A 22,474-nucleotide genomic window follows, 5' to 3' on the forward strand; every position below is an offset into this window, starting at 1 on the left:
AAGCGGCAGCCGGGCGCGTGGCGGCCGCCCGGCCGGTCGGCCGCAATTGGTCTGTACCTATTGACGACTTGGTCCAGACCAATTACCTTCCCCTGTGCTCCATGGAACGACATCCGCACCTCCCCGAGGACCGCCTCACCGGTCCCTGCCTCAAGGGAGAACCATGTTCGAGCACATGCCACTCAGACGGAGAACGGCGACCGCACTGCTCGCCGTTCTCGGACTGCTCCTCACGCTCCTGTCCCTGCAGGCTGTCCCCGCCCACGCGGCGGGCAAGCTAACGGCGACCTTCACCTCGGCCGACAACGGCCCCTGGTGGAAGGGGACCTACATCCTGCACAACGACACCGACACCGCCGTCACCGGCTGGAGCCTGGAGTTCGACCTGCCCGCCGGGGTCACCATCGACTCCTCGTACAACGGCACCGTCACCACCCAGGGTCGCCACATCACCGCGGTCAACGCCCACTACAACGGCACGGTCGCCGCGCACAGCACCACCGAGCCGTACAGCTTCTGGTACGTCGCCACCGGCCCGATCACCGCACCGACCGGCTGCCGGATCAACGGCGACAAGTGCGACGGCTCCGCCGACGCGCCCCCCGGGGTCCCCGGCGGGCTGAAGCAGACCGATGTCACCGCCCGTACCGCGTCGCTCTCCTGGACGGCCGCCACCGCGGGCGACTTCCCCGTGGCCTCGTACGACATCCTGGCGGCCGGCGAGGTCGTCGGCTCCGCCACGGCGGCGACCAGCGCCACGGTCACCGGCCTGACCCCGGCCACCGCCTACGCCTTCACCGTCCGGGCCAAGGACACCCGGGGCAACGTCTCCGCCGAGAGCGCCCCGCTGACCGTGACGACCGTCGACCCGGCCACCGACACCTCCGCCCCGACGGCCCCCGGCGCCCTGCACGCCACCGCCACCGACTCCTCGTCCGTGACGCTCGCCTGGACCGCCGCGACGGACAACCAGCGCGTCGCCGCCTACGACCTCTACCGCGGCTCCGCGCTGGCCACCACGGTCTCCGGCACCACGACCACCGCGACCGTCGGCGGCCTGTCGCCGTCCACCTCGTACACCTTCACCGTGAAGGCCCGCGACCCCGCCGACAACACCTCGCCCGCGAGCAACGCGCTCACCGTGAAGACCGACGACATCGTCGGCGCCGGCAACTACGCCAAGGTCGGCTACTTCGTCCAGTGGGGCATCTACGGCCGCCAGTACTTCGTCAAGAACCTGGAGACCTCCGGCGCCGCCGACAAGCTCGACATCGTCAACTACGCCTTCGCCAACATCGACCCCAACAACCTCACCTGCCTCAACGGCGTCACCAAGGGCACGACCGCCGACCCCGAGGACCCGGAGCAGGGCACCGGAGCCGGTGACGCGGACGCCGACTACGCCCGCCCGTTCAGCGCCGCCCAGTCCGTGGACGGGGTCGCGGACGACGGCTGGGGCAAGCTGCGCGGCAACTTCAACCAGTTGAAGAAGCTGAAGCAGCTGCACCCCGACCTCAAGATCGTGGTCTCGCTCGGCGGCTGGACCTACTCCAAGTACTTCTCCGACGTCGCCGCCACCGACGCCGCCCGCAAGAAGTTCGTCTCCTCCTGCATCGACATGTACATCAAGGGCAACCTGCCCGAGTACAACGGCGCGGGCGGCCCCGGCAGCGCGGCCGGCATCTTCGACGGCTTCGACATCGACTGGGAGTGGCCGGGCACCGGCACCGGACACCCCGGCAACCACTACTCGCCCGACGACAAGGACAACCTCACCCTGCTGCTCGCCGAGTTCCGCAAGCAGCTCGACGCGCTCGGCGGCGGCCACCGCCTCCTCACCGCCTTCACCCCCGCCGACCCGCAGAAGATCGACGAGGGCTGGGACCTGTCCGAGGTCTTCGACTCGCTCGACGTCGCCAACGTCCAGGGCTACGACTTCCACGGCTCCGGCAGCGACAACTCCTGGGAGCCGGACCGCACCGGCCACCAGGCCAACCTCTACAACGACGAGCAGGACCCGTACGACTTCCACTTCAGCGCGGACACCGCCGTCAAGGCGTACACGGACGCGGGCGTCGAGCCCCGCAAGCTGACCCTCGGCATCCCGTTCTACGGCCGGGGCTGGCAGAACGTCACCGACGGCGGCGCGGCGGGCGAATGGCAGCCGGCGGGCGGCGCGGCCCCCGGCCAGTTCGCCGAGGAGGCCGGCACCCGGGGCTACTCGAACCTCATCGGCGCCTATCCGGCGATGACGGTCCATCACGACGAGCAGTCCATCTCGACGTACGGCTACACCGGCAACCAGTGGTGGTCCTTCGACGACACCTGGTCCATCGGCAAGAAGACCGACTACGTGAAGGACAAGGGCCTGCTGGGCGTCATGGTCTGGGAGATGTCGGGCGACACCTCCCAGGGGACGCTGATGGGCGCCCTGGACAACGGGCTGAAGTAACCCGTACAGGACCCTTCCCCTCAAATCGATACTTACCGCCCATAGCGGTAGGCTGGACACGGCGGTGCCGCTGCGGTACCGCCGTGTCTGACAACCGGGCCCGGTACGGGCCCGGGACCCAGCCGTTCGATGCGCGGGAGGAAATATGACCAGCCCCGAGCAGGACCCGAACCAGCAGGAAGGCCCCGCGGACGGTGGTGCGGCGGGCACCCCCGGCGTCCATGACGGCGGCGCCGACGGTGGCGCCGAAGGCCCCGCGGATGGTGGTGCGGCCGGTACGCCGGGTGTTCATGACGGTGGTGCGGATGGTGGTGCCGAGGGGCCGGCGGATGGTGGTGCGGCCGGTACGCCGGGTGTTCATGACGGTGGTGCGGATGGTGGTGCCGAGGGTCCGGCGGATGGTGGTGCGGCCGGTACGCCGGGTGTTCATGACGGTGGTGCGGATGGTGGTGCCGAGGGCCCGGCGGATGGTGGTGCGGCCGGTACGCCCGGTGTCCACGACGGCGGGGCCGACGGCGGCGCGGACGCGTCCGGCAACCGTTCTTGAGCACCTCCCCGGCCGGCATCCAGGACCCCGGGACCGCGACGGCGGACCCCGGGGTCCTGGAAACACGCCTGGCGACCGGCCTGAGCCGGGAGGACTTCGCCCGCCACATCTGGTCGCGCACGGCGCTGCTCACCCGCCGGGCCAGTGACTTCTCCGATCTCTTCTCCGCCCGCGCCGTGGACGAACTCGTCTCACGGCGCGGGCTGCGCACGCCGTTCCTCCGCGTCGCCAAGAACGGCGCCACGCTGCCCGACGCCTCGTTCACCGCACCGGCCGGCGTGGGCGCCACCATCGCCGACCAGGTGGACGACACCGCCCTGTGGCGGGAGTTCGCCGACGGCGCCACCCTCGTCCTGCAAGCCCTCCAGCGCACCTGGGCGCCCGTCGGCGACTTCACCGCCCGACTGGCCGCCGAGCTGGGACACCCGGTGCAGGCCAACGCCTACGTCACCCCGCCGCAGAACCGGGGGTTCGACGCCCACTACGACGTCCACGACGTCTTCGTGCTCCAGATCGAGGGCACCAAGCGCTGGATCATCCACCGGCCCGTGCACCCCGACCCGCTGCGCGACCAGCCCTGGACCGACCACCGGCAGGCCGTCGCCGAGGCCGCGCAGGGCGAGCCGCACACCGACACCGTGCTCGAACCGGGCGACGTCCTCTACCTGCCGCGCGGCTGGCTGCACGCCGCGGAGGCGCAGGGCGAGGTGTCGGTCCACCTGACGCTCGGCGTGCACGCCTGGACCCGGTACGCCCTGGCCGAACAGCTCATGCGCTCCGCGCTCGCGGAACTGCGCGACGACCCCTGGATGCGCGGCTCCCTGCCGCTGGGCGCCACGGGGCCGGACGAGGCGACCGCCCCGGTCCGCGAACGCCTCCTCGCGGCCGTCACCGAGGCCGACCCCGCCCCCCGGTTCCACCGCGCACACCGGGGCCGGGGCCGCCCCGCACCCCTCGGTCCGCTGGCCCAGCTCGCCGCCGTCAACGGCCTCGGCCCCGGCACCCCGGTCCGGCTCCGGGAGGCGCTGGAAGCCCGGCTGGAGGGCCGGCGCCTGGTCACCCGCGTGGGCTGGCTCGACTTCCCGGAGGTCGACCTGCCGGCCCTGGCCCGCCTGCTCGCCGGCGAGGTGCGCACCGCCGGCGACCTCGGCCTCGCCTGCGCGGGGAGGCTGCTGCGCGCGGGCGTCCTCGTACCGGACACGCAGTGACACCGCAGCGGTGAGCGCGTGACGGGGACGGAACGCTTCCTCTGCGCCGACGCCGCCCGGGCCCGCGGCGACGCGCTCCCGGGCACCGCCCCGTACGGCCTGGTCTGGGTCCTCGTCGAGTACGGGGGCTCCTGGCCGGCCAACGGCTTCGACGGTCTCGCCCTCGACCCGGCCGCCAAGGCCCTCCTGTTCGACGCGGCCCGGGCGGTGCGGGCCCGGATCCTCCTGATCAGGCGCCACGGCCGCCGCACCAGGGACGCGGGACCCCGGCGCTGGGCCGTACTGCGGTACGACCGCACCGGCGCCCACCGCCAGCAGTGGGGCACCTGGGAACACGACGAGGACCTGGCCCGGGCGGCCGACGCCCTGGGCGCGCCCGGCGAACCCGGCCACCCACCCGTCGTCCTGGTCTGCACCCACGGCCGGCACGACACCTGCTGCGCCGTACGCGGCCGGCCGGTGGCCCGCGCCCTGGGCGAGCGGTGGCCCGACCTGGTGTGGGAGTGCACGCACGTGGGCGGCGACCGGTTCGCCGCCAACGTCCTCGTCGCACCCGACGGCGTCTACTACGGCGGCCTCGACGCCCCCTCGTCCGTCGCCGTGGTCGACCAGCACCTCACCGACCGCATCCACGCCGAGCACCTGCGCGGCTACACCGACCTCGTTCCGCCCCAGCAGGCGGCCGTCGCCGCCGTACTCGCCCGCTTCGGTCCGGCCGGCCGGCACGACTACACGGTCACCGGCACCTCCCGGGCCGGGCCCCACTGGCTGGTCCGCGTCGCCGGCCCCGCGCCCCGCGCGACCGCCTACGACGTCGAGGTCACCGCGCACCGGGCGCCCCCGCACCAGCTGACCTGCAACGGACCGGCGACGAGCGCGGCGCTCGTCCACGAGGTCACCTCGATCCGCGTCGGTTGAGGCGCCCGCGCCCACGCGAGAACCCCTCCCCCGGAGGCGTACACCGGGGGAGGGGCGGGGAACGCGGGGACGTCAGCGCAGCCGCTCGTACGCCGGGAGCGTCAGGAAGTCCGCGTAGTCCTGGTCCAGCGAGACCTGGAGCAGCAGGTCGTGCGCCTCCTGCCACCGGCCGGCGGCGAAGACCTCGTCGCCGGTCTCGGCGCGGATCGCGGCCAGTTCCTCGGCGGCGACCTTGCGGGCCAGGTCCGCGGTGGCGTGCTCGCCGTTCTCGAAGACCACGTCCGCGTTGATCCACTGCCAGATCTGGGAGCGCGAGATCTCGGCGGTGGCCGCGTCCTCCATCAGGTTGAAGATGGCGACCGCGCCCATGCCGCGCAGCCATGCCTCGATGTAGCGGATGCCGACCGCGACGGCGTTGCGCAGGCCCTCGTAGGTGGGCTTCGCGTGCAGGGTGTCGATGGCGATCAGGTCGCCGGCCGCGACCGACACGTCCTCGCGCAGCCGCTCCTTCTGGTTCGGCTTCTCGCCGAGGACCGCGTCGAAGGAGGCCATGGCGATCGGGACGAGGTCGGGGTGGGCGACCCAGGAGCCGTCGAAGCCGTCGTGCGCCTCGCGGTCCTTGTCGGCCTTGACCTTCTCGAAGGCGACCTTGTTGACCTCGGCGTCGCGGCGGGAGGGGATGAAGGCGGCCATGCCGCCGATGGCGTGGGCGCCGCGCTTGTGGCAGGTGCGGACGAGGAGTTCGGTGTACGCCCGCATGAACGGTGCGGTCATCGTCACCGCGTTGCGGTCCGGCAGGACGAACTTGGCGCCGCCGTCACGGAAGTTCTTGACGATGGAGAAGAGGTAGTCCCAGCGGCCGGCGTTCAGCCCGGAGGCGTGGTCGCGCAGCTCGTAGAGGATCTCCTCCATCTCGTACGCGGCGGTGATGGTCTCGATCAGGACCGTGGCGCGGACGGTGCCCTGCGGGATGCCGGCGTAGTCCTGGGCGAAGACGAAGACGTCGTTCCAGAGGCGGGCCTCCAGGTGCGACTCCGTCTTCGGCAGGTAGAAGTACGGGCCCTTGCCGAGGTCGATGAGGCGCTGCGCGTTGTGGAAGAAGTAGAGGCCGAAGTCGACCAGGGCGCCGGGCACCGGGGTGCCGTCGAGCTGGAGGTGGCGCTCGTCCAGGTGCCAGCCCCGGGGGCGGGTGACGACGGTCGCGAGCTCGTCGGCCGGCTTCAGCGCGTACGACTTGCCGGACTTCGGGTCGGTGAAGTCGATGGACCGGTTGTAGGCGTCCATCAGGTTGAGCTGGCCGAGGACGACGTTCTCCCAGGTGGGGGCGGAGGCGTCCTCGAAGTCGGCGAGCCAGACCTTCGCGCCCGAGTTCAGGGCGTTGATGGTCATCTTGCGGTCGGTCGGACCGGTGATCTCCACCCGGCGGTCGTTCAGCGCGGCCGGGGCCGGCGCGACCTTCCAGGAGTCGTCCGCCCGGATCGCCGCGGTCTCCGGGAGGAAGTCCAGCGTGGAGGTGCGGGCGATCTCGGCACGGCGCTCGCCGCGCCGGGCGAGCAGCTCGTCGCGGCGGGGCGTGAACCGGCGGTGCAGCTCGGCCACGAACGCGAGGGCCGCGGGGGTGAGGACCTCGTCCTGCCGGGGCAGGGGCTCGGCATCGACGATGGCCAGCGAGGACGGCGCTGGTGCGGACATGAGCTGTCACTCCTTCAGCGGGCGGTGCGGACGGCGTTCACGGCCGCCGGGTCGCCTGAAACGGCACGGCGTGCCAGGGCTCCGGGATGCGGCTGCGGCCGCCGTCTGAGGTGCAGAGGGCTTCTGACCAGTGGATAGTAGTTTCCTCATGGTGGAAGTTCAATGGTTTGTTGATGTCGAGATTCTCCGGGTCGACAGAAGTGGCGGAGTGCTGGCGCAGCGTGCCAGCGTGTTCACTCCAGGTGGGACAGGTCCGCCGGAGTGTCGATGTCGTACGCCTGTGCCACGTCCGAGCACTCGACGAGCGTGATCGCATCGCGGTGCGCCCGCAGGTAGGCCCGTGCCCCCTGGTCGCCCACCGCTCCCGCCGCGATGCCCGCCCACAGATCCGCCCCGAACAGCACCGGATGGCCGCGTTCCCCCGCGTACGAGGCCGCCACCAGGCTCGTCCGGCCCCGGCAAGCCGCACGCACCCGGGCCACCGCCCGCGCGTCGATGCCCGGCTGGTCGACCAGCAGGACGAGAGCCGCGTCCGCGCCCGTAGCCGCGAGGGCGCCGAGCCCCGCCCGCAGCGAGGAGCCCATGCCCTCGGTCCACTCCTCGTTGACGCTCACCGTGCAGCCGTCCAGGGCGGCCCGCTCCCGCACCTCGCCGGCCGCCGCGCCGAGCACCACATGGACGGGGCCGCAGCCGCCCTCGCGCAGGGCGCGTACCGCGTGGTCGGCCAGCAGGCCGCCGCGGTGCTCCAGAAGGGCCTTCGGGCGGCCGCCGAGCCGGCGTCCGCCACCCGCCGCGAGCAGCAGCCCGGCGACGACGGGGGCCTCGTTGCGAGGGATGTGCGGTGTGCTTGTCATGCCGCCTGGATACCCCACGGCGGACGCTCCCGCCCAGGGCTCGCCACCCGTACGGCGTGTGTTGCGTCCGCGGAGTGGCGCCCGACACCTTTCATGGCGTTAACTTGCCCGCACCCCCGGACACTTGACCGCGGTACGGGGGCCGGTCGGAACACTGGCACAAAGGTGTGCGAGGGGGAGCTGTGTTGAAGAGCGTGGGGCAGGCGCGGGTGACCGGCAGCGGTGAGGACCCCAGAGTGGCGGAGCTGCGTACGGCGGTCTCCCGGCTCCGGCGGGCCCTGGCCGGACATCCCGCGCAGTTCCCCGACCGGGCCATCGCCGAGGACGAACTCGCGGCGCTGGACGCGATGGCGCTCAGCGGGGCGCCCGAGATCCCCCGGCTCCGCCGCTCGCTGCTGCTGATCGCGGGGGCGATCGGCTCGGTCAGCGCCCTGGCCGCGGCCCTGCGGGACGTACGTGTCGCCGTCGACCTGTTCGGCGAGCCGCCGCGCTGACGGGACACGGCGGCGCGTTCAGCGGCGGATGAGCCTGCGGGCCGTCGCCGCCGCCACGGCGGCCGTGCGCGAATCGACGCCGAGCTTGGCGTAGATGTGCACCAGGTGGGACTTCACGGTCGCCTGGCTGAGAAAGAGCCGCTTGCTGATCTCCGCGTTCGACAGGCCCTCGCCGACCAGTTGCAGCACCTCCAGCTCGCGCTTGGTGAGCGCCTGGGCGGGCGTCCGCATGCGGTCCATCAGCCGGTGCGCGACGGCCGGCGCCAGGGCGGAGCGGCCGGCGGCCGCCGTACGGACCGCAGCGGCCAGCTCCTCCGGCGGCGCGTCCTTCAGCAGATAGCCCGCCGCCCCCGCCTCGACCGCCGCCAGGATGTCCGCGTCGCTGTCGTACGTCGTCAGGATCAGCACCCGGGGCGCGTCCGGCGCCGCCGTGATCGCCGCCGTGGCCTGCGAGCCGTGCATGCCGGAGCCGAACTGGAGGTCCATCAGGACCACGTCGAGCCCGCCCGCCGCGGCCCGGGCGACCGCCTCCTCGGCGGTGGCGGCCTCGGCGACGACCCGGAAGTCCGGCTCGGTGTCCAGCACCGCCCGCAGCCCCGCCCGCACCACCGGGTGGTCGTCGGCGAGCAGCAGCCTGACCGGGGCGCTCATGCCGCGTCCTGCCCGGTCCGGCCGACGGGGAGCGGCAGCGTGAGCGCGACGGCGGTGCCCTGGCCGGGCGCCGACTCGACGCTCAGGGTGCCGCCGAGCGAACGGGCCCGGGAGCGCATGGCCGGCAGCCCGAAGCCGCCGGACTCCGTGGCGCCGGCCGCCGGGTCCTCCTGCGTGAAGCCGTGCCCGTCGTCCACCACGTCCAGCGACACCGAGGTGTCCATGAAGCTCAGCGTGATCTCCGCCCGCCGGGCCCCGGCGTGCCGCACGGTGTTGGCCAGCGCCGACTGGGCGGTCCGCAGCAGCGCCACCTCGTACGGCGTGGGCAGCTCGACCGGTGTCCCGCTCACGGCGAACTGCACGGTGAGCGCGGGGGTGGTGGTACGGGCCGAGAGCCGTTCCAGGGCGGCCGCCAGGGAGCCGTTCGCCAGGTCCGGCGGGGTCAGCGCGCGGACGAAGCGCCGGGCCTCGGCGAGGTTGTCCTGCGCCGCCTCGCGCGCCCGGCGGACATGGGCGGCGGCGGGGGCGCCCTCGGGCAGGGTCCGTTCGGCGGCGCGCAGCAGCAGCTGGATGCTGGACAGGCCCTGGGCGAGGGTGTCGTGGATCTCGCGGGCCAGCCGCTCGCGCTCGGCGAGGGTCCCGGCGGTGCGCTCCGCCTCGGCCAGCTCCGCGCGGGTGGCCACCAGCTCCTCGATGAGCTCGCGGCGCCGCTCGCTCTCCCGGAACAGCGCCTCGTAGCCGAGGACCGTGGCGACGGCGACGGCCGCGCCGAGCAGCGGGCCGATGAACGTGCCGGGCGTGACCGCCTGCCCGTGCAGCAGGAAGCTCGCGATGGCGGCGGCGGCCGTCACCGCCACGGCGGGCAGGCTCCAGCGGATCGGCAGCAGGTGCAGCTGGAGGAAGTAGAGCGGGAAGGCCACCCACAGCGCGTCCGGCGACAGCACCAGCAGCGCCGCCCACAGCACACCGAGCACCGCCAGCCACCCCGCGCCCGCCCGCGTCCCCGGCTGCACGAACCGGGCCGCCGCCCCCGCCGCGTACACCGCCGCCAGCACGCAGGCGGCGGCGATCACCGCGCCGGGGTGCGGGCGCCCGTCGCTGACGGCCTTGGCGGCGGCGAGCGCCAGCAGGCCCAGCATCAGACCGTGCAGACACAGCCGCAGCGCGGCGGCGACCGGGGGATGAGCGCGGGTTTCCATGATGGTTCCAGCGTAGGCGCGGGCCGCCCGGGGCCGGTCAATCGAAAGGTTGATGTCGTCACCAGCCCGCGGGCGATGTTTCCGGGGCCGGGGAAAAGGACGCTGGAGTCATGTTCGTCGCATGGAGAGATCTTCGGTTCGCCAAGGGCCGGTTCGCCCTCATGGGCTCGGTCGTGGTCCTGATCACGCTGCTCGTGGGCCTGCTGTCCGGCCTGACCGCCGGGCTGGCCCGGGAGAACACCTCGGCCGTCACCGGGCTGAACGCCGACCACCTGGCCTTCGCCGCCCCGCCCGACGGCCGGTCGGTGTCCTTCACCGATTCGGCCGTCGAGGAGTCCGCCTGGCGCGACTGGGCCGGGCGGCCCGGCGTCGAGGCTGCGCAACCCCTCGGCATCAGCACCCTGAACGCCGCCGCGGACGGAGGGAAGCGGACGGCGGCCGTCTCCGCGTTCGGCGTCGAGCCCGGCAGCGGTCTGACGCCCCCCGGCACCCGGGTCGCACCGGGCGAGGTCGTCCTCTCGCGGGGCGGTGCGGACGAGCTGGCCGCACACGCGGGTGACCGGCTGCGGATCGGCGGCCAGGAGGTCACCGTCGCCGCCGTCGCGGGCGACGCCTCCTACAGCCACACGCCGGTCGTGTGGACCGCGCTGGCCGACTGGCAGCGCACCGGCGGCGGCGCGGGCGGCGACGCCACCGTCATCGCCCTGACCACCACCTCGGGCGCCGACCTCGCCGCCGGCGACAAGGCTGCGGGCACCCGCACGCTCACGCTCGACGACTCGCTGACCGCCATCGGCTCCTACCAGGCCGAGAACGGCTCCCTCCAGCTGATGCGCGGCTTCCTCTTCGCCATCTCCGCCCTGGTCATCGGCGCGTTCTTCACCGTCTGGACGATCCAGCGCAGCGGTGACGTCGCCGTCCTCAAGGCACTGGGCGCCTCCACCCCGTATCTGCTCCGGGACGCGCTCGGGCAGGCCGTCGTGATGCTCGCCCTCGGCACCGGGCTCGGCACCGCCCTCGCCTCCGGCATCGGCGCCCTGGTCTCCGGCGGGGCCGTGCCCTTCGTCCTGGACGCGGCGACCGTCCTCGTCCCGGCCGCCGTGCTCATCGCCCTCGGCGCCGCCGGGGCCGCCCTGTCCATCCGGCGGATCACCTCCGTCGACCCGCTCACCGCGCTCGGGAGTGCCCGATGACCCTCACGCTCACCGATGTCACCCTCACCTACCCGGACGGCGACGGGCGCCTGACCGCCCTGGACCGCGTCGCGCTCCACGTGCCCGCCGGCACCCTCACCGCCGTCGTCGGCCCCTCCGGCTCCGGCAAGTCGAGCCTCCTGGCGGTGGCCGCGACCCTGGTGGCCCCCGACGAGGGCGCGGTCGTCGTCGCCGGTACGGACACCACGGGGCTCGGCCGCGCGGAGAAGGCGGCGCTGCGCCGCGAGCGGATCGGCATCGTCTTCCAGCAGCCGAACCTGCTGCCGTCCCTGACCGCCGTCGAACAGCTCCAGGTCATGACCCACCTGTCCGGCGGCCCGGCGGGGGCCGCCCGCTCGCGGGCGCTCGAACTGCTCGACGCGGTCGGCCTCGCCGGTCAGGCCGGCCGCAGACCCCACCAGCTCTCCGGCGGGCAGCGTCAGCGGATCAACATCGCCCGGGCCCTGATGAACGACCCGGCGCTCCTGCTCGTGGACGAGCCGACCAGCGCGCTGGACCACGAACGCGGCGCGGCCGTCCTCGACCTGCTCGTCTCGCTGACCCGGCAGCGCTCCACGGCGACGGTCCTGGTCACCCACGACCGCACCCACCTGGACCGGATGGACCACACGGTCACCATGCTCGACGGCCGGCTGACGGCGGCGGCCCCGGCCTGACACGGGTACGAGAAGGGGCCCAGAGCTTGCGGCTCCGGGCCCCTTCTCGTACCCCGTGTCTCAGCCGGCCGGTCCGCTGCTGGCCAGCGCGTCGGACAGCTCCTTGGCGGCCTGCTGGAGGATCGGCACGATCCGCTCGGTGGCCGCCTCGGTGACCCGGCCGGCCGGACCGGAGATCGAGATCGCCGCCGAGGTGGGGGAGTCGGGCACCGAGACCGCCAGGCAGCGGACCCCTATCTCCTGCTCGTTGTCGTCCACCGCGTATCCCACCCGGCGGACCTGGTCCAGCGCGTCCAGGAAGCCGTCCGGCGTGGTGATCGTCTTCTCGGTCGCGGCGGGCATCCCGGTCCGGGCGAGCAGCGCGCGCACCTCGTCCGGCGGGGTGTGCGCCAGCAGCGCCTTGCCGACCCCGGTGGAGTGCGGCAGCACCCGGCGGCCGACCTCGGTGAACATCCGCATCGAGTGCTTGGACGGCACCTGCGCCACGTACACGATCTCGTCGCCGTCGAGCAGGGCCATGTTGGCCGTCTCGCCGGTCTCCTCGACCAGCCGGGCCAGATACGGGCGGGCCCAGGTGCCGAGCAGCCGGGCGGCGGACTCGCCGAGCCGGATCAGGCGGGGGCCGAGCGCGTAACGCCGGTTGGGCTGCTGGCGTACGTAACCGCAGACCACCAGCGTGCGCATCAGGCGGTGGATCGTGGGCAGCGGGAGCCCGCTGCTCGCGGAGAGCTCGCTCAGGCCGACCTCGCCCCCCGCGTCGGCCATCCGCTCCAGCAGATCGAAGGCGCGCTCAAGGGACTGCACACCGCCGCTGGAAGCGGCGGGCTTGGAGTCGGAAGTGCTGGCGTGGGACGGCGGCACGTCAACGGTCCTTTCGAAGCGGAGGAGCAAGGCAGCAGCCTACCGGGCCCTTTCCGATCGGCCCACTGCCGACAGGGGCCGTCATGGCCGGTCAGCGCCCGTTTGTCCGGGTGTCCGCACGCCGTGCGACGCTCCGGTGAAGCCGCCTCCGGCCTATTCTACGTTCCGCACTCCGAAATGAACCTTCTACTTTGTGGAAACCTCCAGAGCGGCCTGCGCGGCGCCCGGGGAGCGGGGCCGGGTCTTGACGGGCCGCGTCCCCGAGTGAAGACTCCTTCAACAGTTCGTTGAATTCGCGAAATGAGGAGCACGGGTGTCCGGTACGGACGTGAAGCTGCTACTGCGCTCGACGCGCGTCGTCACCCCCGGGGGGACCCGGCCCGCAGCGGTCGCCGTCACCGGCGGGACCATCGACGCCGTCCTGCCGTACGACACCGAGCCGCCCTCGGGCGCCCGCGTCGAGGACTTCGGCGACGACGTCCTGCTGCCCGGCCTCGTCGACACCCACGTCCATGTGAACGATCCCGGCCGCACCGAGTGGGAGGGCTTCTGGACCGCCACCCGCGCCGCCGCGGCCGGCGGTATCACCACGCTGCTCGACATGCCCCTCAACTCGCTGCCGCCCACCACCACCGTCGAGCACCTGCGCGTCAAGCAGCGGGTCGCCGAGCCCAAGGTGCACGTCGACACCGGCTTCTGGGGCGGCGCCGTCCCCACGAACGTCAAGGACCTGCGCCCCCTGTACGAGGCCGGGGTCTTCGGCTTCAAGTGCTTCCTGTCGCCCTCCGGCGTCGAGGAGTTCCCCGAGCTGGACCAGGAGCAGCTGGCCCGGTCGATGGCCGAGATCGCGGGCTTCGGCGGACTGCTCATCGTGCACGCCGAGGACCCCCACCACCTGGCGTCCGCGCCGCAGCAGAGCGGCCCCGCCTACGCCGACTTCCTCGCGTCCCGGCCGCGCGACGCCGAGAACACCGCGATCGAAGGGCTCATCGCCCACGCCAGGCGGCTGAACGCCCGCGTCCACGTCCTGCACCTGTCCTCCAGCGATGCCCTGCCGCTGATCGCCGCCGCCCGGCGCGAGGGCGTGCGCCTCACCGTCGAGACGTGCCCGCACTTCCTCACCCTCACCGCCGAGGAGGTCCCCGACGGGGCGACCGAGTTCAAGTGCTGCCCGCCCATCCGGGAGGCCGCCAACCAGGACTTGCTGTGGCAGGGGCTCGCCGACGGCACCATCGACTGCATCGTCTCCGACCACTCGCCCTGCACCACCGACCTCAAGACGCCGGACTTCGCCTCCGCCTGGGGCGGCATCTCCTCCCTCCAGCTCGGCCTGCCCGCCATCTGGACCGAGGCCCGCAGGCGCGGCCACACCCTGGACGACGTCGCCCGCTGGATGTCGGCCGCCCCCGCCGCCCTGGCCGGACTGCACCGCAAGGGCGCGATCGAGGCCGGCCGCGACGCCGACTTCGCCGTCCTCGCCCCCGACGCCACCTTCACCGTCGACCCGGCCGGGCTCTTCCACCGCAACCAGGTCACCGCCTACGCCGGCCGCACCCTGCACGGCGTGGTGCGCTCCACCTGGCTGCGCGGCGTGCGCATCGCCGCCGACGGCGTCCTCGCCGAACCCACCGGCCGCCTCAGGACTAGGGAGAACCGAGCATGACCGCGACAGCACACTTCACCGGCGACGCGAACCCGTACGGCGGCGGCGACCCGTACGCCGACTACCGCACCGCCGACCACCCCTTCACCCACCTCGTGGACCTCGCCGACCGGCGGCTCGGCGCGGGTGTGACCGCCGCCAACGACGAGTTCTTCGCGGAGCGCGAGAACCTGCTGAAGCCGGAGCCCGCCCACTTCGACCCGGAGCGCTTCGGGCACAAGGGCAAGATCATGGACGGCTGGGAGACCCGCCGCCGACGCGGCGCGAGCGCGGACCGGCCCCACCCGGCGGACGAGGACCACGACTGGGCGCTGATCCGCCTCGGCGCCCCCGGCATCGTGCGCGGCCTGGTCGTGGACACCGCCCACTTCCGCGGCAACTACCCGCAGGCCGTCTCCGTCGAGGCCGTCTCGCTGCCCGGCTCGCCCTCCCCGGAGGAACTGCTCGCACCCGACGTGAAGTGGACGACGCTCGTCCCCCGTACGGCCGTCGGCGGCCACGCGGCCAACGCCTTCCCCGTCGACGTGGAGCGGCGCTTCACCCACCTGCGGCTGTGCCAGCACCCGGACGGCGGCATAGCCCGGCTCCGGGTGTACGGCGAGGTGGCCCCCGACCCCGCCTGGCTGGCCGCGCTCGCCACCTTCGACGTCGTCGCCCTGGAGAACGGCGGCCGGGTCGAGGACGCCTCCGACCGCTTCTACTCCCCGGCGACGAACACCATCCAGCCCGGCGGGTCCCACAAGATGGACGACGGCTGGGAGACCCGCCGCCGGCGCGACCGGGGCAACGACTGGATCCACTACCACCTGGTCGAAGAGGCGGAGATCCGGGCCGTGGAGATCGACACCGCGTATCTGAAGGGCAACGCGGCCGGCTGGGCGGGCCTCACCGCCCGCGACGCGCAGAGCGGCGCGTGGACCCGGCTGCTGCCCCGGACCCGGCTGCAGCCCGACACCAACCACCGCTTCGTCCTGCCCGGGCCCGTCCGGGCCGACCAGGTCCGGATCGACATCTTCCCGGACGGCGGGATCTCGCGGCTGCGCCTCTTCGGCTCTCTGACCGAACGCGGCGCCGCCCGGCTGGCCGCCCGCCACGCCGAACTCGGCGGCTGACCCAACGGGCCCCGGGGGCGGTTCAGAACTCCTCGTGCACTTCGGGGTCGCCGCCGAACCGTTCCCGCTGCCCGCCGGAGATCCGGGCCAGCTCCTCGGCCGTCAGCTCGAAGCCGAACAGGTCCAGGTTCTCGCGCTGACGCCCCGGATCGCCCGACTTCGGGATGGGTACGGCCCCGAGCTGGGTGTGCCAGCGCAGCACCACCTGCCCCGGGGTCACGCCGTGCGCCTCGGCGACGGCCACCACGTCCGGGTCGGTCAGCAGGTCGCGCCCGCGCCCCAGCGGGCTCCAGCTCTCCGTGACGATCCCCTTGGCCTCGTGGAAGGCCCGCAGCTCCTCCTGGGGCAGCCGGGGATGCAGCTCGATCTGGTTCACGGCGGGCAGCACCCCCGTCTCGCTCTCCAGCCGCTCCAGGTGCTCCGCGGTGAAGTTGGAGACCCCGATCGAGCGCACGAGACCGTCCTCGCGCAGCTTGATCAGCGCCCGCCAGGTGTCCACGTACAGACCGACCCGGGGCAGCGGCCAGTGGATGAGGTAGACGTCCACGTAGTCCAGGCCGAGATTGCCGCGGGACTCCTCGAACGAGGCGAGCGTCTTCTCGTACCCGTGGTGCCGGCCCGGCACCTTCGTCGTGACGATGACCTCCTCGCGCGGCACCCCGCTGCGGGCGATGCCGCGCCCCGTACCCGTCTCGTTGCCGTAGTTCAGCGCGGTGTCCACGAGCCGGTAACCGAGGCCCAGGGCGCCGGAGACGGCCTTCTCCGCCGCGTCGTCGTCCAGCGGGTAGGTGCCGAGCCCGACCGCCGGGATCGTACGGCCGTCGTTCAGGGTGTGCTCCGGGATACCGGACATGATCTTCCCTTCTCGCCTGTTCACCGTCGCGCGGGATGCCCCCGCCCAGCGTAGGCGGGGCGGGGGGACACGGCAGAACGGGAGGGCGGCGGCCCGGGGTCCTGTTACCGCCCCTGCCCCGCCTCGCGGTGCAACCGGGTGATGACCTCGTCGACCTGGTGCCGGTCGTAGCCCCGGCGCACCAGTTCGAAGGCCGGGGCGGCGGCCGGCGGGGCACCGGTGCGGAGCTGTGTGACATAGGCGTCCACCTGGTCGCGGTCGTATCCGCGCCGGGCTATGCGGAAGCCGAACAGCTCGTGCGGCGGGCGGTCGTCCTGCTCGTGCGGCGCGGACATGGTGCCTCCTTCGGGCGTCACCGGTGCCCCCACCCTGCCACAGTCAGGCCGAGTGGCCGCCGTCCACGGTCAGTTCGGCGCCGGTGACGAAGGCGGCCTCCTCACCGGCCAGGTACGCGATCAGCGCGGCCACCTCGGCCGTAGTGCCGAACCGGTCCAGCGCGTTCGCCGCGCGCTGCCCGTCCGCGAACGGGCCGTCGGCGGGGTTGAGGTCGGTGTCCACCGCGCCGGGCTGGACCAGGTTGACGGTGATGCCGCGCGGGCCGAGCTCACGGGCCAGCGGCTTGGTCAGCCCGGAGAGCGCGGACTTGCTCATCGCGTAGAGCGTGGCGCCGGGGCCGCCCGCGTGCCGGCTCAGGGCCGTACCGAGGGAGATGATGCGGCCGCCGCGCTCCATTGCATCGGCCGCGGCCCGGCAGGCGAGGAAGACCGCCCGCACGTTGACGGCGAGGACCCGGTCGACATCGGCGGGCGTGAGGCCGGCGATGGGGCCGAGTACGCCGATCCCCGCGTTGTTCACCAGGATGTCGAGCCGGCCGAACGTCTTGGCCGCCCGGTGCACCACCGAGGCGGCGGCCTCCGGGTCGGCCGCGTCGGCGCGCAGGGCGACCGCGCGGCGGCCGGTCGCCTCGATCGCGCGGACGACCTCCTGGGCGCCCATTTCGTCCCGGGCGTAGGTCAGCGCCACATCGGCGCCGTCCCGGGCGAGCCGCAGGGCGGTCGCGGCGCCGATGCCGCGGCTGCCGCCGGTGACGAGCGCGGTGCGGCCGGTGTTGACGGTGCTGTTCATCGGGGTTCCTGTTCGTTGCCGGTCGTGCTGACAGGAACCAGGGAAGTCCTTCGGCGGGCCGGAAACCGGCGGGAAACGGACGCCAACTCCGGTAAGGTCAACCCCCTTGCGGCGGGCGCCAGTCCGGTGAGCGGCCGAGTGCCGCCAGGGTGAGGGCGAGCGGGTCGGCGCGGCCCGTCCGCGGGCCTGCGGCCAGGGCGGGCCGGAAGGCGGCGTCCGGCCGTTCGCGCGCCGGCCCGTCCGGTACCCGCAGGGCGAGGGGCAGGGCGGCCTCCGTCACGGCTTCCGGCAGGGCGGTGGGCAGGCCGAGCGCCGCGGCCACGTCCCAGGAGTGCACGACGTAGTCGATGAAGTGGAACCCCATCGCGGTGGTCGCGGAGAACGTCGCATCCGTGCTGACCTCCGGCAGCGTGAACCGCCGGGCCGACGCCTCCGGCCGGGCGAACGCGTCGAGTACGGTCCGGGCCGTCCCGCGATACCAGGCGGCCGGATCGTTCCCGGCCGGCCGGGGCGCCCAGGCGGCTCCATCGGCTCCCTCGCCCCGCGAGGCGGCGGCGAACCCGAGGTGCTGGGTGCCCATGTGCTCCACCAGCAGGCGCAGCGTCCAGCGGTCGCAGGGGGTGGGGCGGTCCCAGTCGCCGGGGCCGGCGCGGTCGACGACGCGTACGGATTCCAGCACCGCGATCCGGTCGAGCCGGATGATGTCCATGGTCGGGGTCCTTTCGCCGGGTGGTGCGGGGGTGGTGGGGGTCAGGGAGCGGTGGCGGGCCACGGAGCAGCCCCGGACACCAGCCGCCACGCGGAGTCGTACACGGCGGAGCGGCTGGTGAACGGGGCCGTCCAGGTCGCCGAGCGCAGGGTGCCGCGGTCCCGGTGGGCGCGGACGATCCGCCGGTGGTCGGGGCGGGCGACGAAGCCCAGCAGGTGTTCGTGGGCGGTCCAGACGGTGATCGAACCGGAACGGTTCATCCGTGGGCTCAGGTCCGCCCACAGCCACATGCCGACCGCGCCGGGTGTCCGGGGCCAGGTACGGCGCAGCCGCATGCCCTCGGCGCCTACGGAGAACGTGCTCCAGGAGCGGTGCGTGACGAATTCGGTGACCCCGACGACCACCTCCGACCCGGGCCCCACGGCCCCGGCGGCGGCGCCCGGCCGCCACTGCGTACTCCAGAGAACGTGCGGCATGGTCGGTCTCCTCCTGGCACGGTTCGGTCGACCGCAGCGGGTCTCCGGAGCGGACATCCGTGACACTACAACTGGACGAACGATCGTGCTATTAGTTTTGCGTGGCGGGAGGGAACACCTTGAGCGCCGGTCCTACGCGTCGGCGGGAAGCGACGACGGGTCCACCGCCACCGCCCGGAGCCGTCCCAGGATCGCGCGCCACGCCCTCGTGTAGCTCTCGGAGCTGCCACGGAGCACCGAATCGCCGTTCGCCAGCTCCAGGAACGCGATGATCTCGAAGGCGAGCTGGGCGGCGTCGCAGTCGTCGCGGATCTCGCCCAGTGCCCGCGCCTCCTCGATCCGCCGCTCCACGAAGGAGAACCAGCCGGCCTGCGCGGCCGCGAGCGCGTCGTGCACCGCGCCCTCGCGGGCGTCGAACTCGGCGAGCGCGGCGTAGAAGAAGCAGCCGCCGGGGAAGACCCGGTCCTGCGAGTAGGCGATCCAGGAGGCGCACAGCTGCCGGACGCGCCCCAGGCCGGCGGGTGTGCCGCGCGTCGGGCGCACGACATGCTCGTCGTACATCGCGACGGCCGCCCGCACGGTCGCCAGCTGGAGCTCCTCCTTGGAGCCGAAGAGCGCGAACACTCCGCTCTTGCTCAGCCGCAGGTCCGTGGCCAGCCGGCCGAGGGACAGCCCTTCGAGTCCCTCCACCGAGGCGACCGCGGCCGCCCGGGCGAGGACCAGCTGCCGGGTGCGATTGCCCCGTTCGACCCTTCCGTCCTGACGTGTTCCGGCCATCCGGTGCCTCCGCGCTCCGTGAGGTGCGGGCGGCTGCCTTCGGACCCGCCCCCGGGGCCGTCATTGTAGGAGGGCGCCCGGTAGCGTGATGGTTCCCAGGTGCGAGCCGGTGCCGTCTCCCCGCCGTCCCTCCGCAGCAACAGGAGATCCAGGTGTCGTCCGCCGCCGTACCCGTGCCCGCCCTCGCCCCGCCGCGCCGGGCCTGGCTCACCGATCTGCCCGTGCTGCTGGTCGCGGTGGTCTGGGGCTCCAGCTACCTGGCCGCCAAGGGCATCACCACACCGCAGACCGTCGTCGCCGTCCTCGTGCTGCGGTTCGCCGTCGTGCTGCCCGTGCTGGTCGTCGCGGGATGGCACCGGCTGCGGGCGCTGAGCGCGGCCCAGTGGCGCGGGGCCGGGCTGCTCGGCCTCGTGCTCAGCGGGATCTTCCTGCTGGAGACGTACGGCATCGTGCACACCTCGGCCACCAACGCCGGGCTCATCATCAGCCTCACCATGATCCTCACCCCGCTCGCCGAAGCCGCCGTGACGCGGACCCGGCCGACCGGGGCCTTCCTCGCGGCCGCCGGGCTCTCCGTCGCGGGCGTGGTGCTCCTGACCCAGGGCGGTGGATTCACCAGCCCCTCGGCCGGTGACCTGCTCATGCTGGCCGCCGCGTTCGCCCGGACCCTGCACGTCCTGCTGATGGCCCGCGTCAGGTCCGTCAGGTCGGCGGACTCGCTCTCCCTGACGACCGTCCAGCTCGGCGGCGCGGTCGCCGTCTTCGCCCTGCTGGCCGCCGCGCCGGGGACGGGTGAGACGCCGTGGACCGTCGCCGCCGGGTTCGGCGTGCGGGAGTGGGGCGGGCTGCTGTTCCTGTCGGTGTTCTGCACGCTGTTCGCGTTCTTCGTGCAGATGTGGTCCGTACGCCGCACCTCCCCGTCCCGGGTCAGCCTGCTGCTCGGTACGGAACCGCTGTGGGCCGCCGCCGTCGGCATCGCGATCGGCGGCGAACGCCTCGGCCTCGCCGGGGTCGCGGGCGCCGTGCTGGTGCTGGCGGGCACGGCCTGGGGGCGCCGCAGCGCGGACCCGGCCGCGCCCTGACCGGATCACGCCCCGGTCCGCCTCACTCCTTGACCGCGTCCGACGCGATCATCACGGCCGCCCCCGCCACCAGCAGCACGATGCTCGCGAACAGCGGGTACGCGGCGACGAACGGCAGCCGCTGCACCAGGCTGAAGAAGCGGAACCAGTCGAGCCATTCGTGGAGCAGCCCGGTGACCCCCTGGACGAAGAGCAGGAATCCGACCGTCTCGCAGACTTTCCTCATGACGGCGAGACTGGCGGCCGGGGCCCCGCCGCCGTGTCGGCCGGTGCGCGAGGTGGCCGTCGCGGTCGGACAGGGCCGCTCCAACGCCGAGACCGCCGCCGCGCTCTGCCTCAGCGTCGCCACGGTGAAGACCCAGGTCTCCCGCATCCTCGCCAAGTTCGGCTACGACAACCGCGTACAGATCGCCCTGCTGGTCCACGACGCCGGTCTGCTCGACGACGAGAGCGGCTCGAGACCGGCATGAGACAGGGGGAAGGCGCCGGAACCCGCGCTCTACGCTGAGCGGGCCGGTCCCGGGGATCGGCGCGATCCGACCGGGAGGGCGGGGCCATGTCCGAAGTCGACGTAGATCTGCGGGGGTTGGCCGATTTCACGGCGAACCCGTATCCCCATTACGCGCAGCTGCGCTCGGCCGGGCCCGTGCACACCATCCGCACCGACGAGTTCGACCTCGCCTGGCTCGTCGTCGGCTACGACGAGGGCCGGGCCGTCCTCGCCGACCAGCGCTTCGGCAAGGACTGGCGGTCGCTGCCCGGCGAGGGGGGCGGCGCCTCGGTCAACGCCAACATGCTGGGGATGGACCCCCCGGACCACACCCGGCTGCGCAAGCTGGTCGCCCGGGAGTTCACCTCGCGCCGGATCGAGGCGCTGCGCCCCCGCGTGGAGGAGATCACCGGAGGGCTGATCGACGCGATGCTGCCCGCCGGGCGGGCGGACCTCGTGGACGCGCTCGCCTTCCCGCTGCCGATGACCGTCATCTGCGAGCTGATCGGCGTGCCGGACCTGGACCGGTCCGCATTCCGCAAGATGTCCAACGGTGTGATAGCGCCCGCCGGCGCGCAGGAGGAGGGCGAGGCGCTCCGCGCCATGGGCGCCTACCTCGGCGAGCTGATCGAGGACAAGCGCCGCGCACCCGGCGACGACCTGATGAGCGCGCTGATCGCGGCCCGCCACGACGACGACGACAGTCTGTCACCCGACGAACTGGTGGGTATGGCCTTCCTGTTGCTCGTCGCCGGCCACGAGACGACGGTCAACCTGATATCCAACGGGGTCCGCGCCCTGCTCGCCCACCCGGACCAGCTGGCCGCGCTGCGCGCCGACTTCGGGCTGCTGGACGGGGCGGTGGAGGAGATGCTGCGCTACGACGGACCGGTGGAGACGGCCACCCTCCGCTTCGCCCGGGAACGGGTCGAGACGGGTTCCCGGGTGATCGAGAGGGGCGATCCGGTCCTCGTCTCGCTCGCCGGCGCCGACCGCGACCCCGGCCGCTACCCGGAGCCCGACCGCTTCGACATCCGCCGCGACACCCAGGGCCACCTGGCCTTCGGACACGGCATCCACTTCTGCATGGGCGCGCCGCTGGCCCGGATGGAGGGCCGCATCGCCCTGCGCATGCTGCTGGAGCGCTGCCCCGGCCTCGAAGCCGACCCGGACGGCGCCCCGCTCGACTGGCTGCCCGGGACGCTGATCCGCGGGGTGCGCCGGCTCCCCGTGCGCTGGTAGACGGGGCCGCGCCCGCCACGTAGCCGCGCCCGGGGCGGTGACATCCGCACCCGGCTCTCGTACGGTGACAGAGGCCCGGCGCACGGTGACGGCCGCGGCCGCCCCGGCACCGTACGCGCCCCGTTGCGACACACGCTCCCCGCCCCTCCGGGCGGCGGCGGCGCGGGCTCGGGGATACTTGCCCAGCCGGGCCGGGACC

At 73.5% G+C, this 22,474-nt stretch carries 23 protein-coding genes and 1 pseudogene; 12 read left to right on the forward strand and 12 right to left on the reverse strand.

The window, feature by feature from the left end; genetic code table 11:
- The first annotated feature begins 163 nt into the window (after positions 1 to 163).
- The 4 genes from E6R18_RS08160 to E6R18_RS08175 all read left to right on the forward strand — a co-directional run bounded on the left by E6R18_RS08160 (position 164) and on the right by E6R18_RS08175 (position 5,125).
- The gene (locus E6R18_RS08160) at positions 164 to 2,452 is read left to right on the forward strand and encodes a glycosyl hydrolase family 18 protein (RefSeq protein WP_136316165.1); all 2,289 of its coding nucleotides are present in this window, start codon (positions 164 to 166) and stop codon (positions 2,450 to 2,452) included.
- A gap of 145 nt (positions 2,453 to 2,597) precedes the next feature.
- Positions 2,598 to 2,999, forward strand: a complete 402-nt coding sequence (locus E6R18_RS08165) for a BatC protein (RefSeq protein ID WP_136316166.1) — start codon at positions 2,598 to 2,600, stop codon at positions 2,997 to 2,999.
- On the forward strand, positions 2,996 to 4,207 hold the full coding sequence (locus E6R18_RS08170; protein WP_136316167.1) for a cupin domain-containing protein: 1,212 nt from the start codon (positions 2,996 to 2,998) through the stop codon (positions 4,205 to 4,207). Before E6R18_RS08165 ends, E6R18_RS08170 begins: the two co-directional genes overlap by 4 nt.
- 18 nt (positions 4,208 to 4,225) lie before the next feature.
- A complete protein-coding gene (locus tag E6R18_RS08175; RefSeq protein WP_136316168.1) occupies positions 4,226 to 5,125 on the forward strand; it encodes a sucrase ferredoxin in 900 nt (299 codons plus the stop codon).
- 72 nt (positions 5,126 to 5,197) lie between these two features.
- Here E6R18_RS08175 and aceB read toward each other — a convergent pair whose 3' ends face one another.
- On the reverse strand, positions 5,198 to 6,817 hold the full coding sequence (gene aceB / locus E6R18_RS08180; protein ID WP_136316169.1) for a malate synthase A: 1,620 nt from the start codon (positions 6,815 to 6,817) through the stop codon (positions 5,198 to 5,200).
- 233 nt (positions 6,818 to 7,050) lie between these two features.
- Complete coding sequence (locus tag E6R18_RS08185) at positions 7,051 to 7,671, reverse strand: nucleotidyltransferase family protein (RefSeq protein WP_136316170.1); 621 nt, start codon at positions 7,669 to 7,671, stop codon at positions 7,051 to 7,053.
- Between the two features lie 194 nt (positions 7,672 to 7,865).
- Between E6R18_RS08185 and E6R18_RS08190 the strand changes: the two genes are divergently transcribed.
- Positions 7,866 to 8,165: a DUF5955 family protein gene (locus E6R18_RS08190; RefSeq protein WP_206308238.1), complete on the forward strand. Its 300-nt coding sequence runs from the start codon at positions 7,866 to 7,868 to the stop codon at positions 8,163 to 8,165.
- An 18-nt stretch (positions 8,166 to 8,183) separates the two neighbouring features.
- Here the strand turns inward: E6R18_RS08190 and E6R18_RS08195 are convergent, their stop codons facing one another.
- Positions 8,184 to 8,816, reverse strand: a complete 633-nt coding sequence (locus E6R18_RS08195) for a response regulator transcription factor (RefSeq protein ID WP_136316172.1) — start codon at positions 8,814 to 8,816, stop codon at positions 8,184 to 8,186.
- Positions 8,813 to 10,015 (reverse strand): sensor histidine kinase, encoded by a 1,203-nt coding sequence (locus E6R18_RS08200; protein ID WP_136316173.1) that lies wholly within the window; start codon positions 10,013 to 10,015, stop codon positions 8,813 to 8,815. Before E6R18_RS08200 ends, E6R18_RS08195 begins: the two co-directional genes overlap by 4 nt.
- A 110-nt stretch (positions 10,016 to 10,125) precedes the next feature.
- Here E6R18_RS08200 and E6R18_RS08205 point away from each other — a divergent pair, with 110 nt between their 5' ends.
- Positions 10,126 to 11,208 carry an ABC transporter permease gene (locus E6R18_RS08205; protein WP_136316174.1) on the forward strand — a complete coding sequence of 361 codons (1,083 nt, stop codon included), beginning with the start codon at positions 10,126 to 10,128 and terminating at the stop codon, positions 11,206 to 11,208.
- Positions 11,205 to 11,885, forward strand: a complete 681-nt coding sequence (locus E6R18_RS08210; RefSeq protein WP_136316175.1) for an ABC transporter ATP-binding protein — start codon at positions 11,205 to 11,207, stop codon at positions 11,883 to 11,885. Before E6R18_RS08205 ends, E6R18_RS08210 begins: the two co-directional genes overlap by 4 nt.
- A gap of 60 nt (positions 11,886 to 11,945) precedes the next feature.
- Here E6R18_RS08210 and E6R18_RS08215 read toward each other — a convergent pair whose 3' ends face one another.
- Positions 11,946 to 12,746, reverse strand: coding sequence for an IclR family transcriptional regulator (locus E6R18_RS08215; RefSeq protein WP_136316176.1), 801 nt, complete (start codon positions 12,744 to 12,746; stop codon positions 11,946 to 11,948).
- Between the two features lie 313 nt (positions 12,747 to 13,059).
- On the opposite strand from E6R18_RS08215, the gene allB reads away from it, so the two are divergent.
- Both allB and alc read left to right on the forward strand, forming a co-directional pair.
- Positions 13,060 to 14,409 (forward strand): allantoinase AllB, encoded by a 1,350-nt coding sequence (gene allB / locus E6R18_RS08220; RefSeq protein ID WP_136316177.1) that lies wholly within the window; start codon positions 13,060 to 13,062, stop codon positions 14,407 to 14,409.
- Positions 14,406 to 15,521, forward strand: coding sequence for an allantoicase (gene alc, locus E6R18_RS08225; RefSeq protein WP_136316178.1), 1,116 nt, complete (start codon positions 14,406 to 14,408; stop codon positions 15,519 to 15,521). The genes allB and alc overlap by 4 nt, the downstream gene beginning before the upstream one ends.
- A 22-nt stretch (positions 15,522 to 15,543) precedes the next feature.
- Here the strand turns inward: alc and E6R18_RS08230 are convergent, their stop codons facing one another.
- From E6R18_RS08230 to E6R18_RS08255, 6 genes are all read right to left on the reverse strand, one after another.
- On the reverse strand, positions 15,544 to 16,374 hold the full coding sequence (locus tag E6R18_RS08230) for an aldo/keto reductase (protein WP_136316179.1): 831 nt from the start codon (positions 16,372 to 16,374) through the stop codon (positions 15,544 to 15,546).
- Between the two features lie 104 nt (positions 16,375 to 16,478).
- Entirely contained in the window at positions 16,479 to 16,709 is a 231-nt protein-coding gene (locus tag E6R18_RS08235) for a DivIVA domain-containing protein (RefSeq protein WP_136316180.1), read from the reverse strand.
- Positions 16,710 to 16,752: 43 nt separating this feature from the next.
- Positions 16,753 to 17,499, reverse strand: coding sequence for an SDR family oxidoreductase (locus E6R18_RS08240; protein ID WP_136316181.1), 747 nt, complete (start codon positions 17,497 to 17,499; stop codon positions 16,753 to 16,755).
- Between the two features lie 97 nt (positions 17,500 to 17,596).
- Positions 17,597 to 18,208, reverse strand: coding sequence for a TIGR03086 family metal-binding protein (locus E6R18_RS08245; RefSeq protein WP_136316182.1), 612 nt, complete (start codon positions 18,206 to 18,208; stop codon positions 17,597 to 17,599).
- Positions 18,209 to 18,249: 41 nt separating this feature from the next.
- On the reverse strand, positions 18,250 to 18,684 hold the full coding sequence (locus E6R18_RS08250; RefSeq protein ID WP_136316183.1) for a hypothetical protein: 435 nt from the start codon (positions 18,682 to 18,684) through the stop codon (positions 18,250 to 18,252).
- 132 nt (positions 18,685 to 18,816) lie between these two features.
- A complete protein-coding gene (locus tag E6R18_RS08255) occupies positions 18,817 to 19,461 on the reverse strand; it encodes a TetR/AcrR family transcriptional regulator (protein ID WP_136316184.1) in 645 nt (214 codons plus the stop codon).
- A 152-nt stretch (positions 19,462 to 19,613) separates the two neighbouring features.
- On the opposite strand from E6R18_RS08255, the gene E6R18_RS08260 reads away from it, so the two are divergent.
- On the forward strand, positions 19,614 to 20,543 hold the full coding sequence (locus E6R18_RS08260) for a DMT family transporter (protein ID WP_136316185.1): 930 nt from the start codon (positions 19,614 to 19,616) through the stop codon (positions 20,541 to 20,543).
- A 22-nt stretch (positions 20,544 to 20,565) separates the two neighbouring features.
- Here E6R18_RS08260 and E6R18_RS08265 read toward each other — a convergent pair whose 3' ends face one another.
- Positions 20,566 to 20,769, reverse strand: a complete 204-nt coding sequence (locus E6R18_RS08265; RefSeq protein ID WP_136316186.1) for a hypothetical protein — start codon at positions 20,767 to 20,769, stop codon at positions 20,566 to 20,568.
- Between the two features lie 46 nt (positions 20,770 to 20,815).
- On the opposite strand from E6R18_RS08265, the pseudogene E6R18_RS08270 reads away from it, so the two are divergent.
- Together E6R18_RS08270 and E6R18_RS08275 are read left to right on the forward strand one after the other, a co-directional pair.
- Positions 20,816 to 21,013: pseudogene (locus tag E6R18_RS08270) on the forward strand (LuxR C-terminal-related transcriptional regulator); the annotation flags it as partial.
- 86 nt (positions 21,014 to 21,099) lie between these two features.
- A complete protein-coding gene (locus E6R18_RS08275) occupies positions 21,100 to 22,275 on the forward strand; it encodes a cytochrome P450 (RefSeq protein WP_136316187.1) in 1,176 nt (391 codons plus the stop codon).
- Positions 22,276 to 22,474: the final 199 nt, after the last annotated feature.

Origin of the sequence: Streptomyces sp. A1277, from assembly GCF_004795015.1 — a bacterium.
Classification (GTDB): domain Bacteria; phylum Actinomycetota; class Actinomycetes; order Streptomycetales; family Streptomycetaceae; genus Streptomyces.

Excerpts from the sequence above, each read along its gene's own strand:
- E6R18_RS08185 (WP_136316170.1), bottom strand. The coding sequence starts at position 7,671 with ATGACAAGCACACCGCACATCCCTCGCAACGAGGCCCCCGTCGTCGCC.
- alc (WP_136316178.1), top strand. The coding sequence starts at position 14,406 with ATGACCGCGACAGCACACTTCACCGGCGACGCGAACCCGTACGGCGGC.
- E6R18_RS08255 (WP_136316184.1), bottom strand. The coding sequence starts at position 19,461 with ATGGCCGGAACACGTCAGGACGGAAGGGTCGAACGGGGCAATCGCACC.
- E6R18_RS08165 (WP_136316166.1), top strand. The coding sequence starts at position 2,598 with ATGACCAGCCCCGAGCAGGACCCGAACCAGCAGGAAGGCCCCGCGGAC.
- E6R18_RS08195 (WP_136316172.1), bottom strand. The coding sequence starts at position 8,816 with ATGAGCGCCCCGGTCAGGCTGCTGCTCGCCGACGACCACCCGGTGGTG.
- E6R18_RS08245 (WP_136316182.1), bottom strand. The coding sequence starts at position 18,208 with ATGGACATCATCCGGCTCGACCGGATCGCGGTGCTGGAATCCGTACGC.
- E6R18_RS08250 (WP_136316183.1), bottom strand. The coding sequence starts at position 18,684 with ATGCCGCACGTTCTCTGGAGTACGCAGTGGCGGCCGGGCGCCGCCGCC.
- E6R18_RS08230 (WP_136316179.1), bottom strand. The coding sequence starts at position 16,374 with ATGTCCGGTATCCCGGAGCACACCCTGAACGACGGCCGTACGATCCCG.
- aceB (WP_136316169.1), bottom strand. The coding sequence starts at position 6,817 with ATGTCCGCACCAGCGCCGTCCTCGCTGGCCATCGTCGATGCCGAGCCC.
- E6R18_RS08160 (WP_136316165.1), top strand. The coding sequence starts at position 164 with ATGTTCGAGCACATGCCACTCAGACGGAGAACGGCGACCGCACTGCTC.
- E6R18_RS08205 (WP_136316174.1), top strand. The coding sequence starts at position 10,126 with ATGTTCGTCGCATGGAGAGATCTTCGGTTCGCCAAGGGCCGGTTCGCC.
- E6R18_RS08265 (WP_136316186.1), bottom strand. The coding sequence starts at position 20,769 with ATGAGGAAAGTCTGCGAGACGGTCGGATTCCTGCTCTTCGTCCAGGGG.
- E6R18_RS08235 (WP_136316180.1), bottom strand. The coding sequence starts at position 16,709 with ATGTCCGCGCCGCACGAGCAGGACGACCGCCCGCCGCACGAGCTGTTC.
- E6R18_RS08240 (WP_136316181.1), bottom strand. The coding sequence starts at position 17,499 with ATGAACAGCACCGTCAACACCGGCCGCACCGCGCTCGTCACCGGCGGC.
- E6R18_RS08200 (WP_136316173.1), bottom strand. The coding sequence starts at position 10,015 with ATGGAAACCCGCGCTCATCCCCCGGTCGCCGCCGCGCTGCGGCTGTGT.
- E6R18_RS08275 (WP_136316187.1), top strand. The coding sequence starts at position 21,100 with ATGTCCGAAGTCGACGTAGATCTGCGGGGGTTGGCCGATTTCACGGCG.
- E6R18_RS08210 (WP_136316175.1), top strand. The coding sequence starts at position 11,205 with ATGACCCTCACGCTCACCGATGTCACCCTCACCTACCCGGACGGCGAC.